The organism is Paenibacillus lautus NBRC 15380, assembly GCF_004000945.1.
GTDB classification, from domain to species: Bacteria; Bacillota; Bacilli; order Paenibacillales; family Paenibacillaceae; genus Paenibacillus_AQ; species Paenibacillus_AQ lautus.
This window is the reverse complement of record NZ_BIMF01000016.1, coordinates 68051-81489: the sequence shown is the minus strand read 5'-3', so window position 1 is coordinate 81489 and position 13439 is coordinate 68051. Positions and strand designations below refer to the sequence as shown.

At 50.0% G+C, this 13439-nt stretch carries 12 protein-coding genes; 5 read left to right on the top strand and 7 right to left on the bottom strand.

Annotated features, from left to right (window positions below; translation table 11 throughout):
* Nucleotides 1-267 precede the first annotated feature (267 nt).
* The gene (locus PLA01S_RS23685; RefSeq protein WP_100538204.1) at nt 268-1326 is read right to left on the bottom strand and encodes an FUSC family protein; all 1059 of its coding nucleotides are present in this window, start codon (nt 1324-1326) and stop codon (nt 268-270) included.
* 107 nt (nt 1327-1433) lie between these two features.
* Nucleotides 1434-2123, bottom strand: a complete 690-nt coding sequence (locus PLA01S_RS23680; protein ID WP_127594289.1) for a phosphatase PAP2 family protein — start codon at nt 2121-2123, stop codon at nt 1434-1436.
* Nucleotides 2124-2315: 192 nt separating this feature from the next.
* Between PLA01S_RS23680 and PLA01S_RS23675 the strand changes: the two genes are divergently transcribed.
* Entirely contained in the window at nt 2316-2960 is a 645-nt protein-coding gene (locus tag PLA01S_RS23675; protein ID WP_127594288.1) for an SDR family oxidoreductase, read from the top strand.
* A 185-nt stretch (nt 2961-3145) separates the two neighbouring features.
* Here PLA01S_RS23675 and mnmH read toward each other — a convergent pair whose 3' ends face one another.
* A complete protein-coding gene (mnmH, locus tag PLA01S_RS23670; RefSeq protein WP_127594287.1) occupies nt 3146-4198 on the bottom strand; it encodes a tRNA 2-selenouridine(34) synthase MnmH in 1053 nt (350 codons plus the stop codon).
* A gap of 39 nt (nt 4199-4237) precedes the next feature.
* Nucleotides 4238-5290, bottom strand: coding sequence for a selenide, water dikinase SelD (gene selD, locus PLA01S_RS23665; protein ID WP_127594286.1), 1053 nt, complete (start codon nt 5288-5290; stop codon nt 4238-4240).
* A 295-nt stretch (nt 5291-5585) separates the two neighbouring features.
* On the opposite strand from selD, the gene PLA01S_RS23660 reads away from it, so the two are divergent.
* From PLA01S_RS23660 to PLA01S_RS23650, 3 genes are all read left to right on the top strand, one after another.
* Nucleotides 5586-6656 (top strand): permease, encoded by a 1071-nt coding sequence (locus tag PLA01S_RS23660; RefSeq protein WP_127594285.1) that lies wholly within the window; start codon nt 5586-5588, stop codon nt 6654-6656.
* 134 nt (nt 6657-6790) lie between these two features.
* Nucleotides 6791-7975 carry a peptidyl-prolyl cis-trans isomerase gene (locus PLA01S_RS23655; protein WP_127594284.1) on the top strand — a complete coding sequence of 395 codons (1185 nt, stop codon included), beginning with the start codon at nt 6791-6793 and terminating at the stop codon, nt 7973-7975.
* Between the two features lie 133 nt (nt 7976-8108).
* On the top strand, nt 8109-8453 hold the full coding sequence (locus tag PLA01S_RS23650; RefSeq protein ID WP_009590070.1) for a LytTR family transcriptional regulator DNA-binding domain-containing protein: 345 nt from the start codon (nt 8109-8111) through the stop codon (nt 8451-8453).
* Between the two features lie 88 nt (nt 8454-8541).
* Here PLA01S_RS23650 and PLA01S_RS23645 read toward each other — a convergent pair whose 3' ends face one another.
* A complete protein-coding gene (locus tag PLA01S_RS23645) occupies nt 8542-9486 on the bottom strand; it encodes a hypothetical protein (RefSeq protein ID WP_246059791.1) in 945 nt (314 codons plus the stop codon).
* Between the two features lie 87 nt (nt 9487-9573).
* Between PLA01S_RS23645 and PLA01S_RS23640 the strand changes: the two genes are divergently transcribed.
* Complete coding sequence (locus tag PLA01S_RS23640) at nt 9574-10344, top strand: YwaF family protein (protein ID WP_127594283.1); 771 nt, start codon at nt 9574-9576, stop codon at nt 10342-10344.
* Nucleotides 10345-10450: 106 nt separating this feature from the next.
* Here PLA01S_RS23640 and PLA01S_RS23635 read toward each other — a convergent pair whose 3' ends face one another.
* Both PLA01S_RS23635 and PLA01S_RS23630 read right to left on the bottom strand, forming a co-directional pair.
* A complete protein-coding gene (locus PLA01S_RS23635; protein WP_127594282.1) occupies nt 10451-11443 on the bottom strand; it encodes an aldose 1-epimerase in 993 nt (330 codons plus the stop codon).
* A gap of 128 nt (nt 11444-11571) precedes the next feature.
* Nucleotides 11572-13302, bottom strand: a complete 1731-nt coding sequence (locus tag PLA01S_RS23630) for a glycerol-3-phosphate dehydrogenase/oxidase (RefSeq protein ID WP_127594281.1) — start codon at nt 13300-13302, stop codon at nt 11572-11574.
* Nucleotides 13303-13439 lie beyond the last annotated feature (137 nt).

Genomic DNA, 13439 nt, shown 5'->3' with positions numbered 1-13439 from the left:
CAGCGCAATTCGTCTGTGATAAAATAAAATTGTGATATTCTAACCATATTGTCCATGTTTAATGACAAACCATTGCTAATTATAGCAATGTGTCCCGTATAATTCAACATCGAATCTTAGTAACCGACCCACCGGGGCGGTTTTTTTTGCGTTTATATACAATACCATTCCCAAGGCTCACTGCCAAGAGGAATCATCCTAAACCCTGGTGCATGAAAAGCCGATCAAATATGGCATCTTGATCGGCACCCAAATGATGAACTTCTCTTATTTACGCAGCCACGAGAACAAGGCTTCCTCCTGCTCTTTATCATCCACGACACGGCTGATTTGATCCGCTACCCGGTTCAGCCGGTCAAGCTGATATCCGTAATCATACATGGAGGCGGCCACCACCGATAGCCGAAGCCCCCCTGGATTGGCGCCTGGTCCGCACATCACCTGCTCCATGAACGCTTCATTGTTCTCCGCCATGGTCTCGGCTTCGTCCTCATTCGGTTTCAGTTTATCTTCGAATTTCCACAAAATATGCTCATGGTACTTCATTAACCGCTCCAAATTGTGATCAAACTGCTCGTCGATTTCTTCGGACCGTTCCGCCTGAAAATAGTGGTTCTCCACCGCATCCAGCACTTCATATCCCTTACGAAGGGATTGCAGCAATTGCTTATACACTACGAGCTGTCTGGCTTGACTGTACTTGGCCCGCTTCAGCTTCTTCTGCTCTTCCTCAAATAAATTGTATTTGTCGGACAACGATTTGATCGCGGATTCCAGTTCCTTCTTCTCCGCACGGTATACCGAATCCTTCATTTCGTGGGAGATGGCCGTGCGCAGCAGCAGTGACATTTTGCCAAATACAATATGAATCCGCGTGATATACTGTTCCTTGGGTTTCGGGGGAAACACAAGAATATTGATAAGAAATGCTGATATGATACCGATAATCGTCAGAATAAAGCGATTGAGCGCAAAATCCCATTGCCCGGAAGCTTCCATCACGGAGATGACCGTGACAAGCGTAAGTCCGATGGTCTCGCCCATTTTGAGCTTCATGCAAATCATAATCACTAGAATACATACCAAACCGACGGAAATCGGCTGATTCGATAAAAAATATCCTCCGAGCATCGCCAGAATCGCACCGAGCGTACTGGTCTGCAGCTGGTCCAGGAAATATCTCCACGACCTGTATATGGACGGCTGCATCGCAAAAATCGCGGCTATGGCGGCAACGACAGGGGATTTAAAATCAAACAGCATGGCTAAATAAAGAGCCAGCGTCACGGCTAAGCCGGTTTTGAACATTCTTGCTCCAAACGCCACAGACAGCCCTCCTTACCTAACCCAATTTCACATCTAAGGATACACACCATGATACATACTCCTCCGTTTGAACCGCTATTACATGAATTACCCTTACGCTTCCAATGTTATGCAGTTTCTGATTCATTCACATGCTCCGGGTTGGCCCGCTTCCCCATCCTTTTCTCATAAGATCGGACCAGATATGCAAGCCAAGCGCAAGAAGCCAGATATCCGCCAACGATATCGCTTGGATAATGGACCCCAAGATAGACCCGGCTTAGTCCGATGCCGAGAATCATTACGACGGAGATGGATATTAATGTGCCTCTCCCCGCTCTGCTGTCAATATGTCTCCACAACAAGTAAGCCAACACGCTGTAGAACGAGAAGGCGACCATGGAATGTCCGCTGGGATAGCTGTACCCCGTAATTTCAATTAAGCGGTGGATGTCGGGCCTTGCCCGTTGAAAGACCCATTTTAATAATACATTCAGAATAGATGAACCGAAGACGACCACAATAAGGAGAAGGATCTCCACGCGGTGTCCCAGTACCCAATATAGCACGGCGATTACAATCAGACATAACACAATCACCGGTCCGATAGAACCTATAAACGACAGCCCAATGGCGATATCCGTGATAAGCGGATGCTCCCAGGCTTGTACCGTTGTTATGATCGCCAAATCAAACGATGCCAGGCTTTGCCGCATTACCAAAGCAGCCAGTGTGACAAATCCTATCAAGCTGATCATCGAAATGAGGAAAATCCAGCGTTGTCTTCCTGAAGTCGGGTGTAGCTTCTGTCCGCTCAACTCTCTTTTCTCCTTTGCCTTTGTTTCGAATCCGTGCGAATTGGTGAAAACAAGATAATATCATTTTCCTGAGATAAAGGAAAGTCCAGTTGGGATATACATGAAATATCTCGTAGTCTATGTCAAAATCGCAATGATTACTCTTTCAAGAGAATTTTTACCATAAAGTTTACCATAAAGGAGCATGTCCACATGAAGGTTCTCGTTGTCGGTGCCAACGGCCAAATAGGCAACCAGCTTACACATCTGTTGCAAGACCATGAAGGCTATACCGTAAAAGCAATGGTACGAAAAGAGGAACAAGCAGCCACATATGAAGCTGCAGGAATAGAGTGTGTTCTTGCAAACCTGGAAGGGTCGGTCGAGGAGCTTGCTGATGCGGCGAAGAATTGCCAGGCGGTGGTATTCGCTGCCGGCTCAGGCGGAGCTACCGGATACGACAAAACCCTGTTAATCGATCTGGATGGAGCCGCAAAAATGATTGAAGCAGCCGAGCAGGCGTCTGTCTCGCGCTTTGTGATGGTAAGCGCCGTGGGGGCGCATCATCGGGAATTTTGGAATGAGGAGATCAAACCGTATTATGTCGCCAAGCATTACGCGGATCGCCTGCTTCGTCAGAGCAGCCTCTCGTACACCATCATTCGTCCAGGGGGACTTACGAATAACCCCGGTACCGGACGCATCACCGCTGCGGAGAATATCCAGGGCGGATCGATTCCGCGTGAGGATGTAGCACGAACGATACTGTTATCCCTAGATGAAGAAAATACCTTCCGTCGTTCCTTCGATCTGATTTCAGGAGATACTCCTATATCCGAAGCTTTATCCTCCATTTAAAGAGAATGCCTTTGTCAAAAAAAATCGCCCCTTAGCATAAGCGATACGTTGGTATCGGCTCATACTTCAGGGGCGATTTTCCATACTAGTTCCAATCATAATCAGCTCACAATAAAAGCGGTCAATGCCAACGCAGGCGCATCGTTTATGATTTACTTTGTCACATTAGCCTTTGTTTTGCTACCTTACGCGCCTGTCTTCCGAAGCATTTGATTCCGCAATATATCTTTAACCGCAACCACCGCTTCTTCCACCCGGTCCACCGCCACAACAATGGGAGTATTGCCCTCATATTGGCCGAAGGAGTGATTGTACTTGGGATCATAATAATGCTCGAGCAGCAGCTGTATTCCCTGAGCAAACCGCCCCTCTTCCAAAGACTTGCCGATTTCCGCGGCGATAGGTGTGTGGATCCTGTTTTTGATTAATTGAAAGGCCGCCAAATATTGCTCTTTAAAAGCGGCAGGGTTGTAATCCTCCAGGATCTGGCGAACACGTTCCGCCATCGGCAGTTCCAACACGATGGCTACCCCCGACTCCTTCTTCTTCATCAGGAAATCGGGAACGGCAATTTTGCCGATCCGTTTGCTCTCCGCCTCAAATAACAAATACGGCGAAGATTCCAGTTGCTTCAGCCGCTCAACCAATCCCGAATCAAACGTCTTCTGATTATTCGCCTGTAGACCAACATGCCCAAAGATCGAGCCGCGATGTCCTGCCAGCCCTTCCAGGTCCACGACCGGGTAGCCTTCCTGCTGGAGCTGTCTAAGCACTGCCGTCTTGCCGGTCCCTGTCAATCCGTGGAGGACAAATGCTTCCGCGTCCAGACTCTTATGCTCCAGCGTATCCAGCACATACTTCCGGTATGCCTTAATCCCGCCCGTAATCCGATTGACATGGATATCCATCAAAGAGAGAACGGTTGCGGCAGTCCGGCTGCGCATGCCACCACGCCAGCAATAGACCGCCTTATCTCCCTCGATTTCCTTGAATTGCTTCACAAAGCTCGGGAGCTTGGCCGACATAATGGCAAGTCCACGCTCTTTAGCCGCATCCACGCTCACCTGCTTATAAATCGTCCCGATCTCCGCCCGTTCTTCATCATTGAAGACCGGAATGTTCAGACTTCCCGGAATCGTGGAATCCCTGTACTCCGAAGGGGAACGGACATCAATCAAAGTAATCTTCTTCCTGCTTTGCAGTTCCATTAATTCTTTTACGGTGATGTCTTGAAACATGTCTGTTCGCTCCTTTATTGATACAAAACGCGATTCACTTTATAACTCAACAACAATGCGATTCGGATGGTCATGCACGACCTCGCCGATTCTTCCAGCTTCCAGCCCGGCATGGCGAAGCTCTGACAGAAGCTGATCTGCCTGCGAGCCATCAACCGCAATGAGGAGTCCTCCCGAAGTTACGGCATCGCACAAAATCCACTTATCGATCTGGTCCATGTTGTCCGGGAAATTCACGTCGTCCTTCACGTGATCATAATTGTTCTTCGTACCGCCTGGAATAACACCGCCGTCGGCCATCTCGCGAACCCGCTCCAGAATGGGAACAGAAGGTTTAGAAATCCGGATCCCCGTGCCGCTTCCTTTGGCCATTTCGAGCGCATGGCCAAGGAGACCGAAACCTGTCACGTCGGTGCAAGCATGCACCTCATACGGTTCCATGAGCTCGGCAGCCGTTTTGTTCAATGCCGCCATCACGGCGGTAACTCGGCGAATCTCCTCATCGCTTAACAGATCCTTCTTGATGGAACTCGTCAGGATACCCACGCCGATTGGCTTGGTCAGAATCAATGCATCGCCTGGCTTAGCACCGGCATTGGTTCTTACTCTGTCCGGATGGACAGTACCTGTAACGGCAAGGCCGAACTTTGGTTCTTTGTCATCGATGGAGTGCCCGCCAACCAGGGTTACCCCCGCTTCCTTCAATTTATCCCCTGCACCTCTCAAAATATCCGTCAATACCTGCTTGTCCAGCGTTGAGATCGGAAATGCCACGATATTCAAGGCAGTCAACGGCTTGCCTCCCATGGCATAAATATCGCTGATGGCATTCGCAGCAGCCACTTGTCCAAAATCATAGGGATCATCCACAATCGGCGTAAAGAAATCGACAGTCTGAACCATAGCCAACTCATCCGTGAGGCGGTATACGCCTGCATCATCACTTGTATCCAAACCAACCAATAAATTGGGATTCGGCTCGGCTTGCGGGAGCTTGCGAATGACCTGAGCCAGGTCCGCAGGTCCGATCTTGCAGCCGCATCCTCCTTTAGAGGAATACGAGGTTAATTTTATTTTCTCCGATTGACTCATCACGGGTCTTCCCTTCGTCTTAAGAGTTAATTTTAACAAAACGCATGCAACAACCCCGGCGTGGATGCTTAAAAAACCTCTCATCTACCCCGGGGATAATCTGATATTCGTCCGTTTACTAACACTTGTGATCACACACAATATCTTTATTATAAGAAATCGGCTGCCCCAAGTCTAATGGTCTTCCTATTTCTTGCAATTACCGGGAATATCTTTCTTCGTTCTGTCCACAATGTGATATACTAGTTGATTGGATATGTAAATCATTTCACAACGCATCGGGGGAGTATAAATCATGAATCACTCAAGCGACGGCAGAATGGCCTTTGATCATTCGGATCGCAGAAGAACCATCTGGTTCATCACCATCTTCATCATCATTGCAGCAACAGGGCTAACCTACGTAAAATGGTGGCCTTATTACGATAAAGCGCTCAAAGCCATTATGGAGCACAGCATCGGCTCCTCCATATTAGGCATGGACCCGGGCAATGCCGTACCTTCTTGGCAAGCGGCCTGGGACTATGCGGTCACGTATTTTAAAGCCGTTTGGAAAGCGGCGGTGCTCGGTATCCTGCTCGGGACCTTGATCCAGTCGCTGCTGCCCTCCCAGTGGCTGCTCCGCGTTCTCGGCAAAACCACTTTCGGCAGCACGGCGATTGGAGGAGTTGCCTCCATTCCGGGCATGATGTGCTCCTGCTGCGCAGCACCGATCGCGATCGGTCTGCGTAAGAAAAAGGTGTCCGTGGGCTCTGCCCTCGCGTTCTGGATCGGCAATCCGACCATCAATCCGGCAACACTCGTCTTCATGACGTTTGTTTTATCATGGAAATTCACCGCGCTGCGTTTGGTCTTCGGCCTCATTCTAACCTTTGGCGTCAGTTACCTCGCTAACCGCTTCGCCAAAGAGGCGGATCCCATCGAGATTGACGCACCAGAGAGCACCGATCAACCCGATGAACGTCCGCTGTGGCTGCGCTGGTTCTCCAGCATCGGTCATATGATGATTCGCGTGGTTCCGGCATATTTTATAGCCGTGCTACTCCTAGGCGCATTGCAAGTGTGGATGTTCCCGCATTTGGGAGCAGCTGCCGGAAACACGCTGCTGGCCGTCATCTTCTTCTCCGTGATGGGAATGCTGTTTGTCATTCCAACTGCGGCGGAAATCCCGATCATTCAGGCCTTTATGGCAGCGGGCCTCGGAGCGGGTCCGGCCGCAGCCCTGCTTCTGACGCTGCCGGCCATCAGTCTTCCTTCCCTGCTCATGGTAAGACGCTCATTCCCGAGGAACGTCATGTGGTTTGTTGTTGCTTCCGTTGTCCTGCTTGGAATTGTATGTGGTATAGCGGGAATGCTGATCCTGTAGGTCCAGCTCCAACTTTTTCGATTATCTTTTCAATTTTTATTTTTTCTTAAGGTAAACCCTTGGCTTATCTGGTAAAGTGATTAAAGAATGAACCAACTCATTATTACATGCAGTCGAAGGGAGTCAATCATTAAATGAAAGATAACGATTTGCAGCCAAACCATCCGGGGCAACCCGAGGATGAACAGGGACAAGCCCTAGAGAAAGAGAATAACCAACAAGATCCGGGCAGCTTGTCTAATGAAGAAGAAAGAATAGATTCAACCTATCCTGAGCCCATCGAGCTTCACAAGGATGAGAACGAACAGCCTGCGCTCATGCATCCAGCAGGGGATCAACCGCTTTACGATGAACAGTCTCCTGCAGGTGGCGGCGGGAACGGAAGCAAAGGCTGGATGATCGCTTCGCTGGTATTGGCGGCAGCGTTAATCGTCGTCCTGATTGTCCCTCCGTTTGCCAAGGGATCCGGCAATGAAGCTATAGCTAAAGTCAATGACGTTAACATTACCAAGGATAATCTGTACGATGAGCTTGTCAGCTTAGGCGGTAAACAAACACTCAATTCGATGATCACTGAGGAATTGATCCAGCAGGAACTCAAGAAGAAATCCATTACGGTGACCGACGCTGATGTGAATAAAGAAGTAGATACCTTGAAGGCGACCTTCCCTTCCGAGGACCAATTCAATATGCAGCTTCAGCAAGCCGGCATGACGCTCGACGATCTTAAAGAACAGACCAAAACCCAGGTTGAGCTCAAAAAACTGATGGCCGACAAAATCAAAGTAACCGATGAAGAAATTAAAGAAATCTACGACCAAAACAAAGAAAGTTTCGCTACTCCTGAGCAAGTTCGCGCTTCCCACATCCTCGTGGAAACCAAGGAAGAAGCCGATGCCATCGTGAAGCAATTGAAGGAAGGCGCCGACTTTGCAGCGATTGCAAAAGAGAAGAACCAAGATGCTACGAAGGAGACCGGCGGTGACCTGGACTTCTTCGGACGCGGCCAGATGGACCCAGCATTTGAAGAAGCAGCGTTCAAATTGAAGAAGGGTGAGATCAGCGACCCGGTGAAGAGTTCTTTCGGTTACCACATCATCAAGGTTACCGATCGTAAAGAAGCCACGAACCCTACCCTTGAAGATAAGAAGGAAGAAATCCGCAGTCAGCTTGAGAACCAGAAGGTTTACTCCGAATCCACAGCCTACATTCAAGAGCTGAAGGATAAAGCAACGATCACCAATACGCTGGAAGAAACCGCGGCTGAAACGCCGGCAGATCCTGCAGCGGAAACACCAGAAGCACCTGCTGCACCTTAAACGTTAGTCCAAGCCCCTACCCTTGCGGTATGGGCTTTTTTTAATGTCAAATAAAAAGTTCTTTAAACCCCAGGGAAAACATGTTAGAATGTAAGCGTTATCAAATGTTGATCTTGGAAAAGGGGGAAGCAGAATGATGAAGCACGTATCGGAATCCCGCAACATGTATGAGGACTTCGTGGTGGAGACAGACATTCTGTTCTTTAAAACCGGATCGCACGGTTTGGTCAGCTTTCACGGCAGAAACTATAATATTAAAAAGAGAATGACTGCCGAAAAAATCGCATCCCTGCTCTCCGGTAAACAGTTCTATCATGTCGGCGGCAACTGCTATGTCAACGTTGACAAAATCACGACGGTAGAACAAGGCATCGTTTACTTCGGGGAGAAGGCACCTTCTGCTAAACATCTTCGGATTCCGAGATGGAAGCAAGAGTCGCTCAAGCGCCTTGTCGCTGAAGTAAAACAGCCTGTTTGAGTGAGCTGCGCTCTCTTCTGAAATGGGGCGCAACACACAAAAGATCCCGCATCCGTTAAACGGAGGCGGGATCTTTTGGTTGGTAGGGTTAAAGCTTCAGTTTTTTAGTATTGACTATGTAAAGGTTCTTTAACGGCATGGCACCATTTCTGTACTTCCGGGCACCGGATTCAAACAGAACGTACAGGTCATTGCCCCGTATCGCAATATTCTCGGACATCGGAGGCATCGTCAGCGGCGTAGCCGCAGCCTTTCCCTTTGTTCCACGAGTATATATGAGCAATTTACTTGCATTGTTACGACCGCAGGACTGGCTGTACACCACGCGTGATTTCGTCACAACCGCCCCTTGTATTCGGTCAGGCGTACTCCATGTATAGGTCGCTTTGCGGTTCGACGGCAAGCCGTCGCTGGACGTCAATGGATAACCTCGCAGCTTGCCCTTGGGTCCCGGCGCACACTGTTTGCCGCCTTGATCCTCGCCATCCATATATTCGCCAATCCATAGAATGCCGTCAGAATAAGTGGCATAGGATGCTTTATGGCCGAGCGCATATGGGGTCATGACGATATGGCTGTAATCTTTTTTGCTGCTAATGGTACTCAGCGGAATTTTGTACACATTTTTGCCGGACGCCACCCACAGATGTTTTTTGCTAACCGCAAGCCCTCCGACATGTCCGGTATGTTTTTTGCTGCCGCTCTCATACAAATAGAGTGTTTTGATGCGTTTATTGGTTTTGCTGCTTGTAATCGAGATGCTGCTGGCTTGATTGCTATCCTTATTACCCCAATAATGCGATATAATGATCCAGTTCTTGCTCGGAACGAGGGCCAGCCCTTGCGGAATCCACTCCTTGGTTCCGGAGTAACCAGGAATCGGGGCTCCCTTTTTGCTGATATCGAAAAACTTTTTGTACTTCGAGCTGGCAGCTTCGACCTCTCCGGGATGAGCAAGTCCGCTTAAGCTGAAGATCAGCATTAAGCTAAGCAGGAGACTCGCATAACGTTTGGTTCCCTGTCGTTTACTCACAATAATTGCACCTCTCTTCCATCGTCATATCATCTATAATGGTAATATCAAATTTTAGGTTTATGAACATAGAGAGGATGATCACTCATCGATCCCTATTTTGATCCGAGATATCCGGAAGCGTTTGCTGCTTTCTCCACCGAACATTGGATAGCCATTCTGGTGTTTATCGCCCTTTGCTCCCTATTGTACTTGTTCAGGACGGCAGTCGCCTCCAAGTCTTCTCTGCAAAAAACCGTGAGATGGGGGCTGCTTGCTGCACTTTCGTTACCCGAAGCCTCCCTTCATATCTGGTATGCGTCAACGGGAATATGGGACCCTGCCACTTCCCTTCCATTGGAATTGTGCAGTTTGACCCTGTTTCTCTCCATCGCCATCCTGCTTACGGATGAACGCCGTCTATATCCGTTGGTTTACTTTGCCGGAATTGGAGGGGCCTTGCAGGCTATATTAACACCCAATCTAGGCTACCCTTTCCCACACTTCCGGTTCTTTCATTTCTTCGTTGTCCATATCGCGATCATATTGACGGCATTGTACATGACCTGGGTGCGAGGATACCGTCCAACCTGGAAATCCATCGCCTGGACGATGGTCTTCCTGAACGTATCCGCATTCGTTGTCGGTCTGGTCAACCTTGCTGTCGGCTCGAACTATATGTTCCTGATGCGCAAGCCGGACACCGCTTCACTGCTGGACCTGCTGGGACCGCATCCCGTATACATCCTCATTGAGGAGTTCATCGCACTCGCGCTGTTTATCCTTATGTATATCGCCTTTTTTGTCATTCCGGATCGCTTGAAACGGAGTCGCCGCCATAAACAGCAACAACCGCCTTTTTCTTCGGCTGGCAGTTGAAGAAGGAGTCATATACATATAAAGCGTATGGACTGCAAACGCCCGCGTATTCGGGTGCTGCAATATCCATACGCTTTTTTTCATTGAAAAGGCCTAAACCAGACCCTTAATCCTTAAGATACAGCCTGGAGGTTGCTTCCCAAATTTCGCCCGGAGCCAAACCGAACAGACCGATATCGTCAGCCGGCAAGTCCACGTTCGGCGCATTCACCAGGTTGATCTGCGGTTCGGGACAGAAGAACTTCCGGGAAGCCTGGTTGTTCCAAACCATCCACTGCTTATACGAGTTGCCGACATCATAAACGAACGTTTTCCCAAGCTTGGTATCCGTCAATTCCATACGGTTTCTGCCGTTTTGCGGGACGGCGGTGTAATGGTTGTCCATCGAATCAAAATAGGGAGTTACGCCGCTTGTCCGAAGCAGCTCCTCTTCTGCCGTAAGCGTCTGGAATTTGCCTGTCGGCAGCATCCGCTCACTCATTTCCCACCGCTCGCCGATCGTTATTCTCACGACGCAGTCATCCGCCGTGCTCTCGGGGGCAAACGGAGCGTTGATTGCCGTATGGAAAGCAAGCAGGCACGGCATGCTGCCGGTTCCCAGATTACGAATAAACACATGCTGAGCCAAACCATCCTGATTCAGCGTATAGCGAAGCCGGAACGTGAACTGGTGCGGAAGCATGGCATACACGGGATGATTCTCATCAATGGTGACCGAAACCACCACGTAACTTTCAGCCTCGCTGCTGCCAAAATCCTCGACGCTCCAAGGGATCGTATGTAAAAAGCCATGGAGGTGATTGCCCGTCGCTTCTTCATTGATCGGAAACTGATAGGTTTGTCCATTCCATGGAAATCGGCCGTCCTCATAACGATTAGGCGGAAAAAGAACAGGAATGCCGTGAACGCCCGGATTGGATTTAAATGCTTCCATTTCGTCTGCTTCCGGTTCGCGAAGGAACCGGTAACCGCTTTCGTTATCCCTAAAAGCGATGAGATTGCCTCCGATTTCGGGCAATATCGCCGCTTCGTAAGGGCCGTGCTGGAGCCAAACCGCGCGCTCTCCGTGATATGATCCTTCATACGCTTTGTGGTTCATCGGGTGATCTCTCCTCTCAAGTGTGAACGTATATAGATTATCATACCAAAGCCCTTACTTCTATATTTTCGGGGTGGATGGTCGGCCCATCCCCCCACTCATTCCGTCCCTTTTAAATTGCATGCCGATTAAGACGAAAGCTTCGTTTTAGAAGCGTTTTGCGGAATTGGAGCCGGGGCCGATTGATCGCTTGCTGCAGGCTGTGTGGCCGAGACCAACTCCTCATCCAGTTCCTTCGTGTATTCGAGTGTCTGCTGCTCGCTCCACCCCAGTACCGCAGCCATATAATCGATCACAGGCAGCTTCCATTTTCTCGTCCAATCGATATGGAATAACAGGGAACCCGTGCGACGGATAAAAAAGTCAGCCGGCTTCGCTGCCATCTCATGATGAATCGCATACATCAGCGGAACCAGTACCGATACCGGAAGAGCCGCTGCTTCCGCCTGATCGGAGCCATCCTTGGCCAAGCGGAACAATTCCGACACGTTGGAGCCGTACATTCGCGCCCACTGCTCGGCGAGCTTACGGTCAATTCCTTGCGTTGCGCCTATCTCCGCCTGCTTGCGGACAAAATCAGGGAATTGGCCGGATCCGCCTACCTGACCGCCGGAAATCGGCAGATTTTTCGTTACGCAGGCACCATACGCTTTGCCGCCGTTCTCTAGAATCCGTTGCGCAACCAGGTCGACAACGGTGCCGGCCATTTTGCGATAGCCGGTCAGCTTGCCACCGGCAATAGTAATCAAGCCGGACGGAGACTCCCAAATTTCATCCTTGCGTGAAATTTCGGAGGGACTTTTGCCTTCCTCCAATATAAGGGGCCGTACTCCAGCCCATCCCGACTCGACGTCTGCCGGACTTAGCTTCACGCCAGGGAACATGTAATGAATGGCTTTCAATATATAATCCCGGTCCTCCACCGTGATCAAGGGACGCACGGGATCGGCTTTGTAGACCGTATCGGTGGTTCCCACGTAGGTCTTCCCGTCGCGGGGAATAGCAAACACCATTCGGCCGTCTGGTGTATCGAAGTACACCGCTTGACGAAGCGGGAACTTGGATTGATCGATGACCAGATGAACCCCTTTGGTCAGCTGAAGCATTTTCCCCTTCTTGGACTTATCCATTTCGCGCACCTGATCCACCCAAGGCCCTGCGGCGTTTACAATTTTGGTTCCGGATACGGACTTGACCCCGCCACCCAGCATATCTCGTACGGTGATCCCGGTAATTCGTCCATTCGCATCATAATTCAACGATTCGGCCTTCGTGTAATTGAACAGAACCGCCCCTCTGGCGGCTGCCTCCTTCATGACCTCCAGCGTCAGCCTGGCATCGTCCGTCCGATATTCCACATAATAACCACCGCCCTTAAGACCCTCCTGCTTCAGAAGCGGCTCCCTCTTCAGCGTCTCGGATGCGGACAGCATGGAACGCCGTTCTCCCCGCTTTACGCCGGCCAGGAAATCATACACCATCAACCCAATGGAGGTGCTGAACTTCCCAAAGGTGCCACCCTGGTGTATCGGCAGCAGCATCCACTCCGGCGTCGTTACATGCGGCCCATTCTCATACACAACGGCCCGTTCTTTGCCAACCTCGGCCACCATGCCGACTTCAAACTGCTTCAGGTACCGCAGGCCGCCATGCACCAGCTTGGTCGAACGACTGCTCGTTCCTGCGGCAAAATCCTGCATCTCGACCAACAAAACTGACATCCCGCGCGTGACCGCATCCAGCGCAATCCCTGCACCGGTTATGCCCCCTCCGATAACAATCAGATCGAAGGTTCCCTCCGCCATTTCTTGAAATCGATGCCTGCGGTCCAAACTTGAAAACGACTGTGCCTGCTTCACAATGAATCCCTCCCAGTATGATTTACCCTGTTTTTATCTATCGTTACCCTTCCCATGCAAAAAGACAGCAAAAAAGAGACCACGAAACACGCAGTAGCAACCCCATATCATGAGGTATTCCGCGCCTAGTGGTCTCT